Origin of the sequence: Acinetobacter sp. 251-1, from assembly GCF_030329305.1 — a bacterium.
In the GTDB taxonomy this organism is placed as follows: Bacteria; Pseudomonadota; Gammaproteobacteria; order Pseudomonadales; family Moraxellaceae; genus Acinetobacter; species Acinetobacter piscicola_A.
In genome coordinates this window covers 1-22,019 of the sequence record NZ_JACANS010000017.1, presented here as the reverse complement: position 1 = coordinate 22,019, position 22,019 = coordinate 1, and the positions used below count along the sequence as shown (strand labels likewise).

General features: G+C 37.7%; 22 protein-coding genes and 1 pseudogene. 11 read left to right on the top strand and 12 right to left on the bottom strand.

The window, feature by feature from the left end:
* Positions 1–164 precede the first annotated feature (164 nt).
* From sucC to HX129_RS14010, 3 genes are all read left to right on the top strand, one after another.
* Entirely contained in the window at positions 165–1,331 is a 1,167-nt protein-coding gene (gene sucC, locus HX129_RS14020) for an ADP-forming succinate--CoA ligase subunit beta (RefSeq protein ID WP_130074652.1), read from the top strand.
* A 12-nt stretch (positions 1,332–1,343) separates the two neighbouring features.
* A complete protein-coding gene (sucD, locus tag HX129_RS14015; RefSeq protein ID WP_130074653.1) occupies positions 1,344–2,234 on the top strand; it encodes a succinate--CoA ligase subunit alpha in 891 nt (296 codons plus the stop codon).
* 332 nt (positions 2,235–2,566) lie between these two features.
* Positions 2,567–2,923 (top strand): hypothetical protein, encoded by a 357-nt coding sequence (locus tag HX129_RS14010; RefSeq protein WP_180045692.1) that lies wholly within the window; start codon positions 2,567–2,569, stop codon positions 2,921–2,923.
* 99 nt (positions 2,924–3,022) lie between these two features.
* Here HX129_RS14010 and HX129_RS14005 read toward each other — a convergent pair.
* Positions 3,023–3,601 (bottom strand): annotated as a pseudogene (locus HX129_RS14005) (SDR family NAD(P)-dependent oxidoreductase).
* 224 nt (positions 3,602–3,825) lie between these two features.
* On the opposite strand from HX129_RS14005, the gene HX129_RS14000 reads away from it, so the two are divergent.
* On the top strand, positions 3,826–4,044 hold the full coding sequence (locus HX129_RS14000; protein WP_130074655.1) for a hypothetical protein: 219 nt from the start codon (positions 3,826–3,828) through the stop codon (positions 4,042–4,044).
* Between the two features lie 42 nt (positions 4,045–4,086).
* Here the strand turns inward: HX129_RS14000 and rsmD are convergent, their stop codons facing one another.
* Both rsmD and mrdA read right to left on the bottom strand, forming a co-directional pair.
* The gene (rsmD, locus tag HX129_RS13995; protein WP_265088096.1) at positions 4,087–4,647 is read right to left on the bottom strand and encodes a 16S rRNA (guanine(966)-N(2))-methyltransferase RsmD; all 561 of its coding nucleotides are present in this window, start codon (positions 4,645–4,647) and stop codon (positions 4,087–4,089) included.
* Positions 4,640–6,685 carry a penicillin-binding protein 2 gene (gene mrdA / locus HX129_RS13990; RefSeq protein WP_130074657.1) on the bottom strand — a complete coding sequence of 682 codons (2,046 nt, stop codon included), beginning with the start codon at positions 6,683–6,685 and terminating at the stop codon, positions 4,640–4,642. Before mrdA ends, rsmD begins: the two co-directional genes overlap by 8 nt.
* A gap of 281 nt (positions 6,686–6,966) precedes the next feature.
* On the opposite strand from mrdA, the gene HX129_RS13985 reads away from it, so the two are divergent.
* From HX129_RS13985 to HX129_RS13960, 6 genes are all read left to right on the top strand, one after another.
* Positions 6,967–7,485: a hypothetical protein gene (locus HX129_RS13985; protein WP_130074658.1), complete on the top strand. Its 519-nt coding sequence runs from the start codon at positions 6,967–6,969 to the stop codon at positions 7,483–7,485.
* A 52-nt stretch (positions 7,486–7,537) separates the two neighbouring features.
* On the top strand, positions 7,538–8,854 hold the full coding sequence (locus tag HX129_RS13980; protein ID WP_174492189.1) for a DUF445 domain-containing protein: 1,317 nt from the start codon (positions 7,538–7,540) through the stop codon (positions 8,852–8,854).
* Between the two features lie 74 nt (positions 8,855–8,928).
* Positions 8,929–9,582: an adenylate kinase gene (gene adk, locus HX129_RS13975; protein WP_130074660.1), complete on the top strand. Its 654-nt coding sequence runs from the start codon at positions 8,929–8,931 to the stop codon at positions 9,580–9,582.
* 90 nt (positions 9,583–9,672) lie between these two features.
* Positions 9,673–9,891, top strand: coding sequence for a hypothetical protein (locus tag HX129_RS13970; RefSeq protein WP_353620013.1), 219 nt, complete (start codon positions 9,673–9,675; stop codon positions 9,889–9,891).
* A 15-nt stretch (positions 9,892–9,906) separates the two neighbouring features.
* Positions 9,907–10,269 (top strand): hypothetical protein, encoded by a 363-nt coding sequence (locus HX129_RS13965; protein WP_286434950.1) that lies wholly within the window; start codon positions 9,907–9,909, stop codon positions 10,267–10,269.
* Positions 10,270–10,314: 45 nt separating this feature from the next.
* Positions 10,315–10,881 carry a hypothetical protein gene (locus tag HX129_RS13960; protein ID WP_174492191.1) on the top strand — a complete coding sequence of 189 codons (567 nt, stop codon included), beginning with the start codon at positions 10,315–10,317 and terminating at the stop codon, positions 10,879–10,881.
* 44 nt (positions 10,882–10,925) lie between these two features.
* Here the strand turns inward: HX129_RS13960 and nth are convergent, their stop codons facing one another.
* On the bottom strand, positions 10,926–11,609 hold the full coding sequence (nth, locus tag HX129_RS13955; protein WP_130074662.1) for an endonuclease III: 684 nt from the start codon (positions 11,607–11,609) through the stop codon (positions 10,926–10,928).
* A gap of 2 nt (positions 11,610–11,611) precedes the next feature.
* The gene (locus HX129_RS13950) at positions 11,612–12,406 is read right to left on the bottom strand and encodes an RnfABCDGE type electron transport complex subunit B (protein WP_130074663.1); all 795 of its coding nucleotides are present in this window, start codon (positions 12,404–12,406) and stop codon (positions 11,612–11,614) included.
* A gap of 325 nt (positions 12,407–12,731) precedes the next feature.
* Between HX129_RS13950 and gdhA the strand changes: the two genes are divergently transcribed.
* Positions 12,732–14,075 (top strand): NADP-specific glutamate dehydrogenase, encoded by a 1,344-nt coding sequence (gene gdhA / locus HX129_RS13945; RefSeq protein WP_130074664.1) that lies wholly within the window; start codon positions 12,732–12,734, stop codon positions 14,073–14,075.
* A 75-nt stretch (positions 14,076–14,150) separates the two neighbouring features.
* On the opposite strand, the gene HX129_RS13940 is transcribed toward gdhA, so the two are convergent.
* The 7 genes from HX129_RS13940 to HX129_RS13910 all read right to left on the bottom strand — a co-directional run bounded on the left by HX129_RS13940 (position 14,151) and on the right by HX129_RS13910 (position 21,522).
* On the bottom strand, positions 14,151–14,972 hold the full coding sequence (locus tag HX129_RS13940; protein ID WP_286434951.1) for an META domain-containing protein: 822 nt from the start codon (positions 14,970–14,972) through the stop codon (positions 14,151–14,153).
* The gene (locus tag HX129_RS13935) at positions 14,973–15,410 is read right to left on the bottom strand and encodes an META domain-containing protein (protein ID WP_286434952.1); all 438 of its coding nucleotides are present in this window, start codon (positions 15,408–15,410) and stop codon (positions 14,973–14,975) included.
* A gap of 94 nt (positions 15,411–15,504) precedes the next feature.
* Positions 15,505–16,278 (bottom strand): META and DUF4377 domain-containing protein, encoded by a 774-nt coding sequence (locus HX129_RS13930; protein ID WP_286434953.1) that lies wholly within the window; start codon positions 16,276–16,278, stop codon positions 15,505–15,507.
* A 158-nt stretch (positions 16,279–16,436) separates the two neighbouring features.
* Complete coding sequence (locus HX129_RS13925) at positions 16,437–17,213, bottom strand: DODA-type extradiol aromatic ring-opening family dioxygenase (protein WP_180045685.1); 777 nt, start codon at positions 17,211–17,213, stop codon at positions 16,437–16,439.
* A 122-nt stretch (positions 17,214–17,335) separates the two neighbouring features.
* Entirely contained in the window at positions 17,336–17,818 is a 483-nt protein-coding gene (gene rlmH, locus HX129_RS13920; RefSeq protein WP_130074669.1) for a 23S rRNA (pseudouridine(1915)-N(3))-methyltransferase RlmH, read from the bottom strand.
* Positions 17,819–18,357: 539 nt separating this feature from the next.
* Entirely contained in the window at positions 18,358–20,787 is a 2,430-nt protein-coding gene (gene lon / locus HX129_RS13915) for an endopeptidase La (RefSeq protein ID WP_286434954.1), read from the bottom strand.
* 135 nt (positions 20,788–20,922) lie between these two features.
* Complete coding sequence (locus tag HX129_RS13910) at positions 20,923–21,522, bottom strand: 5-formyltetrahydrofolate cyclo-ligase (protein WP_130074671.1); 600 nt, start codon at positions 21,520–21,522, stop codon at positions 20,923–20,925.
* Between the last annotated feature and the right edge of the window lie 497 nt (positions 21,523–22,019).

Genomic DNA, 22,019 nt, shown 5'->3' with positions numbered 1-22,019 from the left:
ACAAAAGAGCGGTTTCGACCGCTCTTTTTACTTTTGATGGTTGTTTTTAAGTGAATAATCATCTATTAATAAAAGAACAAATTTTAATAAATGCCAATGTTTAATGCGATGGAAGTTTGAATATTGGTGGTAATAACAACGTGAAAAGTAGTAAAAGGTAAAAAATGAATCTACATGAATATCAATCGAAAACGCTGTTAAAAAAATATGGTATGCCAGTGCAAGAAGGCATCTTAATTACAAGCCCTGAAGAAGCATCAAAAGCATTTGAACAAATTGATGGCAAATTCGCCGTCATGAAAGCACAAGTTCACGCAGGTGGTCGTGGTAAAGCAGGTGGTGTAAAAGTTGTAAAATCTGCCGAAGAAGCGGCAGACTATGCTAAAAGTTTATTGGGTACAAATTTAGTTACCTATCAAACAGATGCCAATGGTCAACCTGTAAATAGCATTTTAGTTTGTGAAGATGTTTATCCTGTAGAACGTGAATTATATTTAGGCGCAGTGGTTGATCGTTCAAGTCGTCGTGTAACGTTTATGGCATCGACTGAAGGTGGTGTGGAAATTGAAAAAGTTGCCGAAGAAACCCCTGAAAAGATATTTAAAATTGAAGTAGATCCATTGGTGGGTTTATTACCTTTCCAAGCACGTGAAGTGGCATTTAAATTGGGTTTAAAAGACAAACAAGTGAGCCAATTTGTGACCATTATGACAGGTGCTTACCAAGCCTTTATTGATAATGACTTTGCTTTGTTTGAAATCAATCCACTTTCAGTACGTGAAAATGGTGAAATTCTTTGTGTCGATGCAAAAATTGGCATTGACTCAAATGCGCTGTATCGTTTACCTGAAATCGCTGCAATGCGTGATAAATCTCAGGAAAATGAGCGTGAGTTGAAAGCATCTGAATTTGATCTGAACTATGTTGCACTCGAAGGTAACATTGGCTGTATGGTGAATGGTGCAGGTCTAGCGATGGCAACCATGGATATTATTAAATTGTATGGTGGTCAGCCTGCAAACTTCTTAGACGTTGGTGGTGGTGCGACCAAAGACCGTGTTATTGAAGCGTTTAAAATTATTCTTTCAGATACATCTGTTCAAGCTGTGTTGATTAATATTTTTGGTGGAATAGTACGTTGTGACATGATTGCTGAAGCAATTATTGCAGCAGTTCAAGAAGTAAATGTGACTGTGCCTGTGGTTGTTCGCTTGGAAGGGAATAACGCAGAGTTAGGTGCAAAATTACTTGATGAATCGGGTTTAAAATTAATTTCTGCGACAGGTCTTGCCGATGCTGCAGAAAAAGTTGTTGCTGCAGTGAAAGCGTAAGGAGTATCAATCATGAGCGTATTAGTAAATAAAGACACCAAAGTATTGGTACAAGGTTTCACAGGTAAAAATGGAACATTTCATTCTGAGCAGTCGATTGCGTATGGCACAAAAGTAGTCGGCGGGGTAACGCCGGGTAAAGGTGGTACAACTCACTTAAACTTACCTGTTTTCAATACAATGAATGAAGCAGTGAAAGAAACAGGTGCAACAGCAACCTCAATCTATGTCCCTGCACCATTTGTATTAGATTCAATTATTGAATCAATTGATGCCGGTTTGGAGTTGATCGTTGTCATTACCGAAGGTGTACCGACTTTAGACATGCTAAAAGCAAAACGTTATCTTGAAACGTATGGCAACAATGCACGCTTAATTGGTCCTAACTGTCCGGGGATCATCACTCCGGGTGAATGTAAAATTGGAATTATGCCAGGACATATTCACCAAGCAGGTAAAATTGGGGTGATTTCACGTTCAGGTACATTGACTTACGAAGCGGTTGCACAAACAACAAAACTTGGTCTAGGTCAATCGACATGTATTGGGATTGGTGGTGATCCAATTCCAGGTATGAACCAAATTGATTGTTTAAAATTGTTCCAAGAAGACCCACAAACTGAAGCAATCATCATGATTGGTGAAATTGGTGGAACTGCGGAAGAAGAAGCGGCTGAATATATCAAATCAAATGTAACAAAGCCTGTTGTGGGGTATATTGCAGGTGTGACTGCTCCGAAAGGGAAGCGTATGGGGCATGCAGGTGCAATTATTTCAGGTGGTAAAGGTACAGCTGAAGAGAAGTTTGCAGCATTTGAAAAAGCGGGTATGGCATATACACGTAGCCCTGCCGAACTTGGTTCAACCATGTTGCAATTATTAAAAGACAAAGGTTTAGCTTAATCCAAAAATAATTTGGATGTTTAAAAATAAACCTTAGAGAGGAGAGGGCATAATGCTCTCTCTTTTTTATAGAAAACTCATTAAAAAATACATCTAGATTTTTCAAGAATGTTATAGTTTGAAAAGAATAACAAACTAGTTTTATTGGTTATGGATGGCGCATGAACCTAAAAATATTATGCAGTATCTTGTTGATGTGTATAGGATACGATACATATGCCGATATTACTCTAACCCCTTCAAATAAACGGCTCGAAAATAATTCTTCAGTTAAACCTAAGCCATTCTATAAATATGATTTTTTTAAACAATTGAAACAAAAAAGAACGCAAATGACTGATCTAGAAACTGCAACGAACATTGCCAATGCTGATTTAAATCAGGAACAAAAGAAATTAGCAGAAGAACATGAACAGGGGTTAAAGAAATACTCGGTTTTAAGTAATCAATTTTATGAAGATGAGTATTTTAAAATTTTTAATTACACTGCATTTACTACGGATGATTTTAAAAATCGGGTGAGTGCAGGGCAGTCTGTGCAACAAGAGGTACAAGGTTTAAATATTTCAGTAGGTTATGGTATGGAGTTTAAAATAAATAAAAATAATCGTTTAGGTTATGAATATTTGTCTAGTTTTCCTTATGATCGAGGACAGATGGTGCGCTTATATTGGGTCAAAGCTTTATAAAATCCCTATTGCTACCTGTAGAATAGGTGGTTGAAATGAGGATCTCTAGGAAAATATAGAATATTAACCTTTGACTAAACCGCCATCTGCGATTAAATTTTACCCTGTTAGTGCTCTAGACCAAGGTAATAAGAAAAATAAAATGACATCTGCAAATTGTTCGGGCGTTGTGACTTCCTTCAGTGGTTTTAAATCAGCAATTAAGTCAAAGACAAAGTGTGGTTTTGCACGAGATTTGTTCCTATATTCACAATACGGCCAAAATGGTCTTTTTTCATATCATCTAAAGCGGCCTGTGTGGTATTTAACGTTGCTTTTAATGCGATTTCAATTTGTTGTTGCATGCTTTGCAAGCGCAGAGTTTCAACTTTGGATCTTTCATCTCCATTAAATTGGAAATTTAACAAAGCATTGTTGATCACAGAAGTAATTGCTTGCCCGAAATGGCGGTTGGTTTATGCAAACATATTGTGCACCTGTTCAGGATCAGTCACATCTGATTCATAAATAAAAAACGTGCTGAGGAAATTCTTGGCTTAATTTGAATGCTACTTTCTGTACTTTTCTAATAATTTACGACAACACGCATGCCTTATGCTAATAAACTATGGGTGGTGGCTAAACTAAGTCCACGTGTGCACCACCTGTGACCAAAACAATCTGATCGCAAATTTTCATAAGGGCTCTCTTGGAAAGAAAATAATAGATAACATCATACGGGATTTTAAAGCCAAGATTGAGTGGGAAACTTGATCTTAAAAAACTAAGCAAATATCAACTCAAAGCCTGAAATGTGAAAAAATAATGTGCATTTTTCTACAAGATAAAACGTGATATTCAGTGGCTCTACATAACTTCACGTTATTTTGTCATGAGACAAAATAAATTAAGTGAGAAAAGTGATGATCAAGCAAATGATAGTGGTTGGATTACTTGGTGTATCTTTGACAGGATGTATTGTTGCACCATATGACGATGGTGGACGTCATCATTCAGGTTATGACCGAGATCGTCCACATTGGAATAGTGATCGTGATCGTTCAAAATGGGACAGAGATCGTCCGAACCGAGCGCATGAAAATCATTTTCCAAATCATAGAGATGGATATAATCATCGTTAAATTAGAAAGATTTTACAGGCTGGGCTGTGATGCTTAGCTTTTTTATACCTCATTTTTTTGGAATAGACCTGCTTGAACCACGCCTGCTTTACTTTGTTTAATTAACTGCCAATGTGCGGGTAGCTTTAAAGTATTTAAAGCTCGATCTGCTTCAACATAAATCATTGCTTTGGGGGCAAGTAAGATATCGACTTTTTCAGCAAGTTCGGTCCACAGATCTAAACTATAAGGTGGATCGAGAAACACCAAATCAAATTTTTCATCCAAACTCGCCATGGCTTGTTGTGCTGTTTGGGCTTTGATCTGGCAGTTTTCAGCTTTTAAAAGATGAATGTTTTCTTTTAAAAACTTTACTTGTTGTAAATTGGGTTCAACCATAATGACATGTCGAGCACCACGAGACAATGCTTCAAAGCTTAAGGCACCTGAACCTGCACAGAGATCAAGCACTTTTGCATTTTGAATATCCCACATCAACCAGTTAAACAAAGTTTCACGTACGCGATCGGGTGTAGGGCGTAAACCGTCGATGTCAGCAAATGGTAAAACTCGACGTTTCCATTCACCCCCAATAATTCGAAGTTGATTTTTTACTTTAGTCACTGAGTTCTGTTCCATGTTGTTCAGGTGCAGGTCGAGCCTGATGGGTATGGGGTTGGCGAGAATGTGTTGTCGCCTGATCTGAAGTTGCATTTGGCACGGCATTTGGATCTGCAGATAATGCAACATCACCACTTGGTAATTCACCAGGTTTAATCCCTGCCGTCATTAGACCTCCACTGATTTGATGATTGAGTGGGACAATTGGTTTTTTATTGCGTGTGAGTAACCAATAGTCGAATACAGGGCGTGCAAGTTGTGCAGCAGAACCACCGTGACGACCATTTTCCCAAATCACTGCAATCGCAATTTCAGGATTTTCTGCAGGTGCAAAACCAACAAATAAACCATGGTCAAGTTGTCGCTCAGTTAATAATGCTTCATTATAACGTTTTCCTTGCGCAATACTTTTGACCTGCGCTGTCCCTGTTTTACCTGCAATTTGATACATTGGTGTACGAATACCACGCCCCGTACCCGATTGAATTACGTCTACCATAGCATCACGCATTTTTACCCAGTCGGCATCCGTACCACTAAAATTGATTTTACCTGTAGGTGCATTGAGGACTTTATGTACTTTTGCACCTTTAGACTCACGTAATACATGGGGAATAACATGGGCACCATGGTTTGCAGTAATTGCTGTTGCCATTGCTAATTGCAATGGCGTTGCGGTAAATGCACCTTGACCGATACTCACAGAAATAGTTTCACCTTTGAGCCATTTGGTTTTACGTGTACGCATTTTCCATTCAGGGCTTGGATATAGACCTGTACTTTCACTCGGGAGATCAACGCCAGTTTTTTCACCAAAGCCGAATTGACGCATCCATGCATTCATCTTATCAATACCCATTTGATGGGCAAGAATATAAAAATAAGTATCACAAGAGACCACGATCGATTTGTGCATATTGACACTACCATGACCTGTTTTTTTCCAGTCACGGAACTTATGCGAATCGCCAGGTAAATGGAAATAACCAGGGTCAGAAATTGCAGTTGACCAATCTACAGTTTTATAGTGAATACCACCTAAAGCTTCCATAGGTTTAATGGTAGAGCCGGGTGGATAGCTTCCTTGTACAGCACGGTTATAAAGCGGTTGGTCTAAATTATCACGTAAAGCACTATAGTCTGTGTGTCCAATGCCTGTGACGAATAGATTTGGATTAAAACTTGGGCTAGAGACCAAGGCTAAAATTTCACCCGTGCGTGGATCAATTGCAACAATTGCACCACGGCGACCTGCGAGTTGTTCAGCGGCGACAGTTTGTAAGCCATAATCTAAGGATAAAAATAAATCATTACCACGCGTTGATTCTTTACGACCTAAATGACGTAAGACATTACCATGAGCATCTGCTTCAATGGATTCATAACCAGGGCTACCATGGAGTAAATCTTCATAAGATTTTTCAACCCCAATTTTACCGATTAAGTTGGTTCCGGCATAACTGTCTTTATCAATTTCTTTGAGTTCTTTATCGTTAATACGTCCTACATAACCGATCACATGTGCAAATAATTCACCATGTGGATAATAACGTGTCATTTGCGTTTCAATATCGACACCAGGAAACTGAAACTTGACTTCACTGAATCGTGCAATATCGGTTTCAGTGAGGTTTAGCTTGAGTGTGACACGTTCGGTTTTCTTTGATGTTTTAATTCGGCTTGAAAAACGCTCAATATCCTCTTCGTTTAAATTTAGAATGGGAGTTAGGCGTTTAACCGTATCATCAATATCTTCAACATCAGATTTACTTAGTGTTGCTGTAAAAACAGGATAATTATCGGCAAGTAAAATACCATTGCGGTCATAAATATAACCACGTGCAGGCGCAATGGGTTGTAAGCGAATACGGTTTTTATCGGAAGCTTCACTAAATTCTTGGTGATGAAAAATTTGCAAATACGCATAACGTGAGACAAGTAATAGAAGAAAAAATGAAACAATGCCAATAGAAAAGAAAATGCGGCTTCGGAAGATGCGTTTTTCTTGTTGAACATTCTTTAAGGGAAACTGCTGTTTCATATAGACATCGACTTACTTGGCAAATAGGGGGGCAGAGTGCGGGCAGCTATTTTACCTTAGAATTAGGTAGAGAATGGTAATAATCGTTTTGAAACTACATAAAAATCTGTAAAAATGCATCTCTTCATTCAGCTCGAACACAATATTTTAGTTGTCCGCTGTTGACCCTAGCGACACTAAATTTCTAGTGTTTTGTATATGAGTTGTTTCATAATTCTGTTAAAGTCAGAAAAATATGGAAGATCTGGTTTGACCTCAAATTAGGGACAATGGAGAAAATAATGAAAAAAAGCTTTCCCTTAATATTATTATTAGGATTAGGGAATGTGACCCATGCAGCATGGCAAGATTACTTACCAGAAGCAAAATTACAAAATACAGATGCTGCAACATTTAATGTTGGTGCAGGTCTGACGCAAAAAATTGCTCATTTTAATGGTGAATGGGTAAATCCATACGGAATCGCCTATGCGAAAGTCGGTGCTTTTGTAAACAATGACCATGAGTTTGCCGGGCAAGTCGGTTTTCGTTATCCTGCATTTTTAAATGGGGTGGACAAAAATGGCTTTTATGTCGGTGTTTATGGTGGTTCATTAAAAAGTAAAAAAGTTGATAATAAAGATGAGATTCAATATGGCGCAGGTGTAGACTTAGCTTATGTTTTATTGAATAAAGAACGCATCAGTACATTTAGTGTTGGTGTGGGCGCTGGAAGTGAAATACATGACAGTCGTGGCAAAATGATTGAAGAAACCAGACCACAACTGCAATTTGCTTATACTTTAAGTTTTGGGCTTTAAGTTTATATGTCGCCGTTTAGACCGCAAATAGAAATAAATATGAGAGTCATGCATGTTGGAATACGTTAGCGATTTGTGGCACACTTTTTTTAGTCGACCTGATCATCTTGCAATATTAAGTATTGTACCAGTGACAGCTTTTGTGACTTGGATCCATGTGTGGATGGCACTAAAAATGGTGTTTTACCCAATCAAGTTTTGGGGTTTTCATATAGGTCCTCTGCCTGTGGGTTGGCAAGGGATTGTGCCTCGTAAAGCGGGACGTATTTCAGGTATTATTACAGATAACACCTTATCTAAATTAGGTTCGCTCAATGAGTTTTTAAATGCCATGGAACCTGAAGACATGGCACGTATCATTGGTGAACAAGTGGGTTTTGAACTCGAACATCTCATTGATGAAGTGATGATGGATCGTAATGCTGTACTTTGGGAAAACTTACCGTATTCCATTAAGCGCCGTATTTATGCGCAAGCACACCAACAAATGCCTGAGATCTTAAAAGGGTTGGTGACAGAGTTAACCATGAATGTTGAGTCATTGGTGAACATGAAAGAAATGGTTGTACGCCAGATGGAAGGTGACCGCCGTTTAATGGTACGTATGTTCTTAAAAGTGGGTCAAAAAGAAATTAACTTTATTTGGCATATTAGTGCACTCATTGGAACATTCTTTGGTATATTCCAAATGGCGGTTTATATCTTAATTCCTGATCATCGCACTGTGCCCATATTTGCCGCGATTTGGGGCTTTTTAACCAACTGGATTGCTATTTGGATGGTCTTTAATCCAGTTTATCCACATTATGTGCGTTATCCTCAATTTTTTGAACGTACAAAAGATCGAAAATTTCCATGGATTAAACCCGTTATTCCACGTATTGGTACATATAATGTACAAGGCGCATTCATGAAACGTCAAGATGAGGTTTCGGATGTTTTCGCAAGTGTTGTGACAGAAGATTTGATTACGTTAAAATCAATCATGACCGAAATGATGTATGGACCAAAAAAAGACAAGACACGCCGTATTATTAAGCGCCATGTAAATAGTATTATGGAAACGCCATTAATACGAACTGCATTACAACTTTCTATTGGTCCGTCGGAATATGCTAAACTAAAAACAGACTTGATTGATCGTTCCATTGAAATTACGATGGTGCCTGTAAGCGACCCAGTCTTTAATGCGAGCCGTGCACAGAAAATCTTTCAAATGTTTCGAGAGCGTATCCGTGAACTGACACCAACAGAGTTCCAAAATCTATTACGTCCTGCTTTTAGGGAAGACGAATGGCTTTTGATTGTATTGGGTGGGGTCACTGGATTTTTGGCAGGTCTAATCCATTTGTTTGTTGCTTTCTTATAAATAGATGCCAGTGCTCCTCACTAGATGAGGACACCAAGGTATTATACATATTGTTTTAAAAGAGGATGTTTTTTATGCGCATTATCCTACTCGGACCACCTGGAGCAGGCAAAGGTACTCAAGCTCAGTTGATCTGTAAGCGCTACAATATCCCACAAATTTCAACCGGTGATATGCTCCGTGCTGCAATTCGTGAAGGTACTGAATTAGGTCTTAAAGCTAAAAGTGTGATGGAGTCTGGTGGTTTAGTATCAGATGAACTCATCATTGGTTTAGTAAAAGAACGTATTGCACAGCCAGACTGTGTTAATGGCTGTATCTTTGATGGTTTCCCACGTACGATTCCGCAAGCTGAAGCTTTGGAAAAAGAAGGCATTGCAATTGATCACGTGATTGAAATCGATGTGCCTGATGAAGAAATTGTAAAACGCCTTTCTGGTCGTCGTCAGCATGCGGCTTCTGGTCGTGTTTACCATACGATTTACAATCCACCAAAAGTGGAAGGTAAAGATGATGAAACGGGTGAAGATCTGATCCAACGTCCAGATGACCAAGAAGAGACGATTCGTAAACGTTTAGGATCTTATCATACAGAAACTGAACAACTTGTTGGTTTCTATCAAGGTCGTGCTGCTTCAGGTGAAAATGCACCAACTTATGATAAGTTAGATGGTTTACGTGAGATCGAAGTTGTTCAGAAAGATTTATTTGCAATTTTAGATAAATAAAACCATTGATCAAAGTTGTTAAAACTTTGACAAAAAAAGAGTCCTGATTCATATTAGGGCTCTTTTTTTATGGCTAAGGAATATATTTTGATCAAAATTGCATTAATTGCCTTGGTTATTTTAAGTGTCGTGGTGGTGTTGAGTTTATTGGTGATCAGTTTCAAACTTTTGCGTAAAACACAAAAAGAGGAACTTGCGGAACGTCGTGAAATGCGTAAATCAGGCGATTACCAAATGCATCCTCAAGTGGCTGAAGAGTGGAAAAGACTAGAACAAATGAAAAAAGATTTGGAAAATAAAAATAAATAATCGCTTTGGAGTGTCATGAAGATACAAGCGCTATGTTTATCATTGAGTTTGTTGTTAATGGCGTGTAGTCAAGAGATTGAGATTACACCGAACATTTTGCCTCATGCTATCGTGGGGCAAAATTACGATGCGAAAATTGAGATTGAAAAAGTGACCTTGATCGATGGTTTATTTGTGGATACCTCTATTCCTATAAATTCTGGATTAAAGATTTATACAGGAATGGGACAGCGCCCTTATCATGATCATGTAATTAAAATCAAAGGCATACCCACTCAACTAGGGACATATCGAGTTGTTTTAGAAGGAGAAACTCGAAATACGTATGGTGGGAATATTCATTTTCGTAAAGAATATACACTCGTGGTTGTAAAATAAAAATAAATTTAGGTGTATTATTTATTAATTTAAAATGGGGGCATTATGAAAAAACTAACTTTTTTAGCTGTTATTGCAATTTCGTTTGCGATGACTGGGTGTGCAGTTAATTTACCCTTTAATAATCGTTTAAATTATTCATCAGTATCACAGTTATCTGCATTTTCTAAAACTGATGAAAAAATTTTTATTAAATGGAATCCTGAAACATTTCCTAAACGTATCGATATTCAGGGGGCAGATGGATTTGTAGGGGGTGGGTCAAGAACTCGTATTCCAACTGGTGTTGCCTTGTCAAGTAGAATTGAGGAGGCAATTTCTCAAGTAGCAACGATTTCCCTAGAAGGGCAACCCTTGGTAATTAATGTCGATAATGCTCGATCTGGGTTTGAGTATTCTGCAGGATTTTTTAATGTAACACCTGCGATTGATGTTGCAAATGTAACTTTAACTGCAACCTTTGAATTTAAAGGAAATAAATGGACAAGTAAGTTTGTCTCTAATTTAAAAGATCCTAAAATTGGGGGATCATCTCAAACAGGGCTCTTAGATAGTGCATGGGATGATATAGCGGTACAAGTAGCAAAAGATGTAGCACTGCATTTAAAATAAGACAGTATATTTCAGACTTCATTATAAATAGGTGAAGTCTGATTTTAGAGGTTTTTCACCTTAATTTCTTTAATTGCACCAAACTCATATTTATCAGGCCAATTACATACATCCGACACAATGCATTCAGCACATTTAGGTTTACGTGCAATACAACAATAACGGCCATGTAAAATCAACCAATGATGCGAGTCTAAAATAAATTCTTTGGGAATGACTTTAATTAAGCGTTGTTCAACTTCAAGCACATCTTTTCCAACCGCTAAGCCAGTACGGTTACCTACGCGGAAAATATGGGTATCTACTGCCATGGTTGGCTGCCCAAAAGCTGTATTCAATACGACATTCGCTGTCTTACGTCCAACACCAGGCAAAGCTTCCAAATCTTTACGGTTGTCAGGGACTTGGCTGTTATGGAGTTCGATCAACATTTTACAGGCTTTAATGACATTTTCTGCTTTGGAATTATATAAACCAATGGTCTTGATATATTCCTTGAGTCCATCTACCCCCAAGGCATAGATTTTTTCAGGGGTATTTGCTACTGCAAAAAGCTTATCTGTGGCTTTATTGACACTGACATCAGTCGCTTGTGCAGATAAGGTTACCGCGACTAAAAGTTCAAATGGCGAGGAGTAATTTAACTCAGTTTCAGGATGAGGTCGTTGTTCACGTAAACGCTCAAAGAACGTCTGAATTTGCTTTTTGGTCATATTCTTTACAGCCATGATCATTCTCCTTGCACATCAGATAATTGCTGTAAAAGTGCCTCGAGTTGCTGCTGTTTTTTTGCATCAGGACGTACGGAAAGTTGCTTTTCTAATTTTTTAATTTGTGTGCGAATCTTTGCCAGTTCAATGGTGCTTTTTGCATCAAGGATTAATTTAGGTTGTTCTGATTTTTCAATGACTTCAATTGCAGTGAGTTGCTGATTTTGTTCAGTATATTGAGCGAATAACTCTGTATCTATTTCAGCACGTACGACAGGCCCTTTACGGTGAATACGACGATTTTCTTCACGTTGAATATGGGCATAATACCGTTGTCTGAGATCGGCTTGTTCATCAAGACGCTGTGACGCTGTAGGAATACTTTGCGTGTCTTCAACCAAATCAATACAGTCCACAGGGCATGGAGGAATGCATAGTTCACAGCCTGTACATAAGTCTGTCAAAATCGTGTGCATCAGCTTTCCAGAGCCAATGATCGCATCGACAGGGCATGCACTGATACATTTGGTACAACCGATACATTCATCTTCACGAATAATCGCTTTCATCCGTTGTGGACGCCCATCACTTTGGATCTCCCACACACTCGGTTCAGCCACTAATTTTGGACGGGACAATAAAGCAGCCAAGGCATCCGCAACAGGCTGACCACCAGGTACACATTTGTTAGCATCTTCTCCCTCAGCAATCGATTTGGCATAAGGCAAACAACCATCTCGATGTCCGCATAATCCACATTGGGTTTGAGGTAAAAGGGCATCAATCTGCTGTATGAGAGAAATAGAAGGAGTCATGTGCTTAAAAATATAACAAGGTGCCAGTTAGGTTTTTGAATTTTAGCATATTCTGAAGATTTTGTACTTGATCCAAAATGGTACAAAAAGTGCGCTGAATGTGGGCAAAAACACCTAAATAATTTATTAAAAATAAGACTGAATAGACATAAATTTTTTTATTAATTAGAAATTATCACATTGAATTTAATAATTATTTAAAAAAACATTGGAAAAAGTGTTGTAGATTGTTAACAAAAGAGATTAAATACTTTGCGCCAAAATATATCATTCTTTTGAAAAATTTGACCAATTTTGATTCACCCCTTTTGCTGAGGATTGAGCGTTGAAATATACTAGCCTGAATGACTTCCTAAATTACGTTAAAGCACGTGATCCAAATCAACCAGAATTTCTGCAAGCTGTAGAAGAAGTAATGACCAGCTTATGGCCATTTATTGAAAAAAATCCACAATATGCAGATTATGGTTTGCTTGAGCGTCTTGTAGAGCCTGAACGTGCTATTCAATTCCGCGTTTCTTGGATAGATGACCAAGGTCAAACTCAAGTCAATCGTGCTTTCCGTGTTCAGTATAACTCTGCGATTGGACCATTTAAGGGTGGCATGCGCTTTCACCCATCTGTAAACCTTTCAATTTTAAAATTCTTAGGTTTTGAGCAAACTTTTAAAAATGCGTTGACAACATTGCCAATGGGCGGTGGTAAAGGTGGTTCTGACTTCAACCCGAAAGGTAAGTCAGAAGGCGAAATTATGCGTTTCTGCCAAGCTTTAATGGTTGAGCTATATCGCCATCTCGGTTCAAACACAGATATTCCAGCGGGCGATATCGGTGTGGGTGGTCGTGAAGTCGGTTATATGGCGGGTATGATGAAGAAGCTCAGCAATGACACTTCATGCGTATTCACGGGTAAAGGTTTATCTTTCGGTGGTTCATTGGCCCGTCCTGAAGCAACAGGTTTTGGTACAGTGTATTTTGCAGAAGAAATGCTCAAAACACGTAGCGACAGTTTTAAAGGTAAAATTGTCACCATTTCTGGTTCTGGTAACGTTGCACAATATGCTGCTGAAAAAGCAATGTATTTGGGTGCAAAAGTGGTTTCACTTTCTGACTCTAACGGTACGGTTTATGTGAAAGATGGTTTCACAACAGAGCTTTTATGTGAAGTGATGGAACTCAAAAACGTAAAACGTGGTCGTATCTCTGAATTTGCGTCTAAACATGGCTTTGAATACCTTGAAGGTCAACGCCCTTGGTCAATCAAGTGTGACATTGCGTTGCCATGCGCAACTCAAAATGAGCTAAATGAAGAAGATGCAGCAACATTGCTTGCCAATGGTGTGATCTGTGTTGCTGAGGGTGCAAACATGCCTTCTACACTTGGAGCTGTAGAAAAATTCGTCGAAGCGAAAATTCTTTATGCACCAGGTAAAGCATCAAATGCAGGTGGTGTAGCGACTTCTGGTCTTGAAATGTCACAAAATGCAATCCGTTTGGGTTGGACATTTGAAGAAGTTGATGAGCGTTTGCATGCGATCATGAAAGAAATTCACCGCAACTGCGTGAAATACGGTACCGAAGAAGATGGTACTGTGAACTACGTAAACGGTGCGAACATTGCAGGCTTTGTAAAAGTGGCTGATGCAATGTTAGCGCAAGGTGTATTCTAAGCTTTAAAACTTTGAATAAATCTAAAAACCGATGCTTTTGCATCGGTTTTTTTATGGCTTTGCATCAGGTTAATGTCAGGTCTTATTTTTAATGGCTTGAAAAATCATAGTGGGTTGATATTTGGACTCTAAAATTAATTTGGGTAAAGCCGTTGAAAAGTCAAACCTGATACTCATTGGCTTTGACATACTTTGAGCAATCTGCCGCTCATGTTGTCTATTGCCACAAAATTTCACTTGGCTTCTCAAGTTACCTTTTGGAATGATCTTCTTATTTTCAAGTATATAGTTTTGACTTTGACGATTACACCCTGCATAAAACAGCATATGATCGGCTGTGAAATTGATAAGTAAGGGTTGAATTTGGTCAAGGCTTGGTTCATCAGTTTGATGTTGCCATGTAAATTTTTTCAATAATTCAGCATCATAATGGGGGAGATCAGAAATAGAAGGAAGTGCCTGAAAGGTATATATAGCGCCATTTTTTAACGAAACATTCAGCTTTTTTTGGTCTTTGGCATGTGTTTGAATGTCTAAATGTGCATCCGTGAAAATTTGAGTCGCTAACTGTTCTTGATGCTCTAGTGCACCACAGCCCATCAAAGTTTGTACCTGAACAGGATTTGCTTTGAGGTGCTTGCCATTGAGTACATGCATTTTTGAGATTTGATTACAACCGCTATAGATTTGAGTACCTTGAGTTGAAATATTAACCAGAATAGGCACTGAGCTGTTTGGTGGAGTATAGCCCCATGTATATTGTGTTAAGGCATCAGTGAATTGCTGTGTGGATAGCGGAGCAGTAAGGTTTAGAGATTGATTTTGAGTGGGGGCGTTTTGACAAGCTGAAACAGATAATAATGCACAGAAAAACAATAATGGCACGATTTTCATCATTTATTCTCCATGGGGGTTTTTATTTTTACTCAAAATTTTTGTACCGATAAATATATACTCTTGTTGGTCTTTTTGGAAAATAAGTTTGGGGTGTTGACTTGAAGCATATTTAATTTGAAAGGGTACAGGTTGCAAAAAAAACATACGAATAAAGTGTTCCTGTTGCATGATATTGGGTGTACATGCTTGGGCATCACCATAAAATAAAGGCGTACTCATTTTCTGTTCAATAATTTTATAAGCTCCTCCCATAGCGTTACAGGACGTATATGCATTGAGATGATCATTGCTAAACGTCAGTTCAATCGGAATGTTACTGTTGGGTGGTGTATATGCCCATGTATATTGACCAAGTAGCTTTTGAGTTTCTTGTGTAGATCGCGGTTTTTCAGTACAAGCCGTACAGAATAGGACAAGCATCATTATTTTAGTTTTCATGTTCTAATCACACATATTGGAATTATTGAAAAGGATTAAAAAAAACCGATGCCTAAACATCGGTTTTAAAAAAGTTATTTTGATATATAAGAAATTAAAGAGAACCTTTAACTGCTTCACGTTCAATGATCATGTCTTGTACATAAGCATATTTAGATTGATCAGCCGCAGGGTTTTTAATTTCATAACGTTTAATGCGTACCACTTGACGCTCATTTGGCGTATGGGTAAAACCTTCAATTTTGTCATAGAATAAAGTCCAATCTTTGTCGACTTGGCTTTTTACTCCATTGTCAGCATATTTAATTTCGCGTACTTGTAAACACGTTTGCGGTGCAACACCTGTACATTGTTTTGTTTCAGGGCTGATTTCTAAAAAGATCGTTTCACCTTGCGTGTTATATTTGGTTTCAGGTGTTAATTGACCTGTAAATACTACTTTTTCACCTTTAGCAGATGTCAGGGTTAACGTTGGGTTTTGTGGATTACTTGTGTTTAATACAAAAGCAGTTTTACCTTTTTCAAACAAGCTTGCAGCAAGACCTTCTTGTTTTGTTGCATCACCTGGACATGCCATAAGCGTAGATGCTACATTAGTGCTAACAATTTGATTGTTTTCAATTTTCCAGCTCGTAGACATAGAGTTACAACTCGTAGAAATACCTAAGCTGCCATCTTGAGCAAAATTCAAGATCAATGGTTTAGCTGCGCCAGTATCTACTGACCATTGATAAGCTGGTAAAATTTTATCTGCATTTTGTTGTTGTAACACTGACACTGCTAAATCTCCAACTTTTTGAATATCGCTTGATTGACATGCAGCTAAGGTTAAAGGAAATAGGGCAAGTGCAAGATATCGTAATTTCATAATATGATCTGCAAGTATTTGATTTAAATGATAGTAGAGAGCATAACTGATTTAACTTACAAAACAATGGATACATTCGGAGATTTTAGGTTTCAAAATGTATCCATGAATTTATATTTGTTAATTAATAAATATATTTTATGTATTTTTATTAAATATCAATCAAAACGATATATGTCCATGCCGAGCGCACCCATAGAAAAACTACTATGTACTATACTAAATCGCGTACCTGTGCCCATGGCAAAAAACAGCGGTGCGAAATGTTCAATTGTAGGGTGATTACGTTGAACAAAAGGTATATTTGACCAATCTAGTACAGCATCGTAGTCATTATGAGTGAGCTTATTGACCACATAATTACGGAATGTAGATGCCCACTCAGGCACATTCTGATTGTCATTATTCCAAGATAATTCACGTAAATTATGGGTAATACTGCCTGAACCAATCAGTAAGATTTGCTTTTCACGTAGTGGCGCTAAGGCTTGTCCAATTTTATAAATCTCATCCGCATTCATACTCATCGGTAGCGAGATTTCAACCACAGGAATATCAGCATCAGGATACATGTGCAGTAAAGGCATCCATACGCCGTGGTCACGTGGACGTGTACTGTTGGCATGTGCAGGTAGATGTGCCTCAGCAAGTAAATGCAAAATTTCTTCAGCTAATTCAGGATTTCCAGGCGCAGGGTAGCGTATTTCATACAATTCAGGTGGAAAACCACGGAAATCATGCCACGTTTCAGGACGTACCCCTGTACTGACTTCTAGTGCCTGACTCTCCCAATGTGCTGACATGACTACAATGGCTTGAGGTTTGGGTAAATTAAGACTTAAGCGATAGAGGGCTGGTCCCACTTGTTCAGGATTCAGTGCTAACATTGGTGAACCATGTGAAATAAATAAACCTGGAAGTGTTTGTAAATTCATTTGAGATTCACCTATGTTGAATGTAAATGAAGAGGATGCCAAAAAAATGTGCGGATGGAAAGATGAATTATTTCAACATATTGTTCTAAATGTAGAACGACTTATGTGGCATCCTATCTTGTTTAGCCAGCACGATGATAAGGATGGTTGTTATTGATACTCATCGCTCTATAGAGTTGCTCAATGAGCATGACACGTACCATAGGATGCGGTAAAGTTAATTTAGACAATGACCAATGCCATGCAGCCGCTTTACGTACCGCTTCAGAATGTCCATCTGGTCCACCAATTGCAAGGGCAACATCATTGCCTTCAAGCATCCATGTTTTCATGGTTTCAGCAAGCTTTTCTGTGCTAAATTCACGTCCACCGACTTCCAAAGCAATGAGTACTTCATTTTGTTTTAACTGAGTCAAAATACTATCACCCTCAAGATTACGATATTTTAAAATATCTGCTTCAGAGTCATTTTTAGCTCGTTTGGCCATCGGAAGTTCAATGATTTGAGTTTGTACAAAAGGTTGAATACGTTTGAAATAATCTTCAAAGCCAGTCAATACCCAAGCAGGCATTTTTTGACCGATGGTCAGAATGCGGATTTTCATATAAAACTAATCGTGACATGTATAGATCGATATTATAACCCGATATTTTAATGTTCTTAGATTTGGGGTGAAATTTACCAGCAGCAAAGCTAAAAATAATATCCAGTGGATTGTTATAGCAAAGTAGAGCTATGGAATTTTTCTATTGCAAAATAAAGGTGATTACACAATATAAGATGTTATATATCAACGATAAAATAAATTTTTAATAAATTAATTATTTGTAATTATATTTACGCAGTAATCATCATGATGGTTGAATAAAAAGCGCAGTCCTAAAGCCGTTAGGACTGCGTTTTAACATCAATCTATCTGGAGATTCAATTGATGTTAACGAAACGATCTTTGGATGTAGGATCGTATCTATACATTTTATTATGAGGGAAATTGTTGTTATTTCAAGCAAATATATTCAAAAATTTTAACAATCCTTAAAATAATTGCATTATTTTTAATTTTTACTTATCTAATTGAAAATCATATATTTTAGGTACAATAAAAAAGAGCGCCGTAGCGCTCTCTTTCATTTTCTTTTTAAATTAATGACGAGCTGCTTTTTTGCCGTCATCCACTGCTTTGACAATCGGTGCCTTAACTAAAGGTTTTGGCATTTCAACCAAAGCCAAAGGTAAAATTTCATCGATTGATTTTACAGCTTTAATTTCTAAGCCTTCTTTGACGTTGTCTGGAATTTCTGCCAAATCACGTACATTTTCCTGTGGAATAAACACGAGTTTCACGCCACCACGATGTGCAGCTAAAAGTTTCTCTTTTAAGCCACCAATACGCATTGCACGACCGCCTAAACTGGTTTCACCTGTCATGGCAATATCAGGACGAATTGCAATACCTGTGAATGCAGACACAAGCGCAGTCGTCAAGGCTAGACCGGCCGAAGGACCATCTTTTGGTGTTGCACCTTCAGGTAAGTGAACGTGTACATCGGTTTCTTCAAAACGAGAAGCTTCAATACCCAATTCATCGGCACGCGTACGAACCACGGTCATTGCTGCAGTAATCGATTCTTTCATCACATCACCGAGTGAACCCGTTGTAATGAATTTACCTTTACCTTTAACCGCTGCAACTTCAATCGTTAACAATTCACCACCGACTGAAGTCCACGCCAAACCATTGACACGGCCGACTTGAGCTTCTTCTTCAGCCATACCAAAGTCAAACTTATGCGGACCTAAGTATTCAGGAAGATTTGCTGAAGTGACATCCACTTGTAAGTTTTTAGATTTCTTACTTACTGCTTCCTTCACTACTTTACGTGCAATTTTGGACACTTCACGTTCGAGATTACGAACGCCTGCTTCACGCGTATAACGTTGAACGATGTCACGAATCGCTTCCTCATGAACAGTCAATTCTTTGCCACGTAAGCCATTGTTCTTGATTGCTTTCGGAACAAGGTAACGTTCAGCAATATTGATTTTTTCATCTTCGGTATAACCTGGTAGACGAATCACTTCCATACGGTCAAGCAATGCTTCAGGAATATTCATACTGTTGGCAGTACAGATAAACATCACTTCAGATAAGTCGAGATCAAGATCAAGGTAATGATCATTAAACTTACTGTTTTGAGATGGGTCAAGCACTTCAAGCAATGCCGAAGCTGGATCACCACGGTAGTCTTGTGCCATCTTGTCAATTTCGTCGAGTAAGAATAATGGATTCTTTACGCCGACTTTAATTAAAGACTGCACAATTTTACCTGGCATCGCACCAATATAAGTACGACGGTGTCCACGGATTTCCGCCTCGTCACGTACACCACCTAAAGCCATACGAACAAATTCACGACCTGTTGCTTTTGCAACGGATTCACCAAGAGAAGTTTTGCCCACACCTGGAGGACCAACTAAGCAAAGAATCGGGCCACGAAGCTTTTTCACACGTGATTGCACTGCAAGATATTCCACAATACGATCTTTGACATCATCTAAGCCATAATGATCTGTATCTAAAATTTCTTGTGCTTTTGCCAAGTTAATGCTGACTTTGCTCGCTTTATTCCAAGGTGTATCTAAAATCGCCTCAATATAGTTACGAACCACTGCTGCTTCACTTGAAGCAGGTTGCATTGACTTAAGCTTACGGAATTCACTTTCAGCTTTTTTACGAACATGTTCAGGTAGATCTGCTTCCGTAAGACGTTTTTCAATTTCAGCAACGTCATCTTCAGCACCACCATTCATGTCAGAAAGTTCGCGTTGAATGACTTTCATCTTTTCATTGAGAAAGTATTCACGTTGATTCTTTTCCATTTGGCGTTTTACAGAATCATGCAATGTTTGCTCAATCTGTTGTTCTTCAGATTGTTGTAGCAAATAAGTCATGAGTTCTTGTAAATGTGCTTCAAACTCATCGTGCTCTAAGAATTTTTGTTTAATATCGATATTCAAAGGTACACGTGTTGCGACAAAAAATAATAATTGCAATAAATCATCAATTTTATTCGCCGCTGTAATCAATTCACGTGCATTACGTAATTTTGCTTCTGCATATTGAGCAAACAAGGCACGTAATTCTTCAACACGTGTTTTTTGCGTATCTTCATCAATGGATACTGTCATTGGGCTTAAAGCATGCTCTGCTGATAAATACTCATCATTTTCGATGATTTGTACCAGTTTAGAACGATGTAAACCTTCAATTAATACTTTTATACAGTTTTCATCATTTTCGTGATTCACAACTTGTACAATCTTAGCGACAGTACCATATTGATATAAATTGTCGTGATCAATTTCTTCTGTAAGCGAATCTTTTTGCGCAACTACAAATACTAAATTGTCACTGTTACGAGCCACATCAACTGCATTGATCGATTTTTCACGACCTACAAATAGCGCAATTTGCATGTGTGGATAGACCACAACATCACGTAACGCTAAAAGCGGTAATACACTTGGAACCTGTGGCTCTAAGTTTTCTTGATTCATAATAATCTCAGACATGGGCACTCCTAATGAGTGACAACGGTGTTGCCATGTTTTTTATAGTGATGGGTATTTTAAAAATTACAAGGGCTTTAAAAAATAATTTGCATAAAAAATGCCAAGTATTTGTTTATAAATAAATCATAATAGATGCTATTGACTGATTTGACACTGAAAACGGACAAATTTTGTGGGTGTAATCAGTGCATGAAGGGGTTGATCCCAAGGATTTTTTTGCAACCTTTGCTGTAAAAATTGAAAATCATGTGCAAGTCCTAAACGATAGGGTTTAAATGGTGCTGAGGCCAAAGTCCGATCATAAAAACCACCGCCCATCCCCATACGTATTCCAACTGCATCACATGCTAATAACGGCATGAGCAATACATCTAAATGTGAAACATGCGAAGCGCGACTTGCCATGGGTTGTAACATGCCGAGTTTATGTAATACAAACCGTTTATTTCTATATTGTTGATGTGAAATTTTAACCCAACGCAAGGTTTTATTCATGTTACAAATGAGCGGTAAATACACATTTTTGTGATGTTTAAAACAATATTCAATCATTTTTCCAGTATGTAACTCACCAAAACTATGTAGATAAATACCGATATTGTGGGCTGTTTTAAATTTAGGATTTTTAATCAGGCGTTGTAATGTAAAGTTTTCACTATGTTTTTGTTCTAACATAGAAATTTTTCGGCGTTTTGTTCTTAAATCCTTACGCAGTATCTGGTTTTGATTAGACATAATAGTTAAATAAGTGTTAATTACATCACTAAATAATAGCAGATTAAAATGTTTAAAATAAAGTCTAAATAATGAAATGGAGTTTTTATTCTATTGTTGTTTATTTTAAAGTAATTATTCTAATTATTTTTAATATTATTTAGAGAAACTAATTATACTAAAATAGTTGGTTTTAATTTAAACCAAATTTTCATTTAAATTGGGTTCAATTTTTAATATTATGATTTTTTATTAATAATGAAAGGGCGGTCTTTATTATCTAAAGATAATATAATATTTACACTTTGAAACTGATTATTAATAACGAGTTTTGTGTGATATGTTTTACATTCTTCTTTGCAGTTTTTAACAGATAGTACATATTCATTTGGTTTTAAATAGTAAGTCGTTGTATTGTTGATATAGAAATCACCCGCTTTAAAATGGCTTTGTTGCACAAAGATTTGAAATGCAAAGCGCCCCTAATTGATCCAAATTTAAGGCGTAACTTGGGTAAG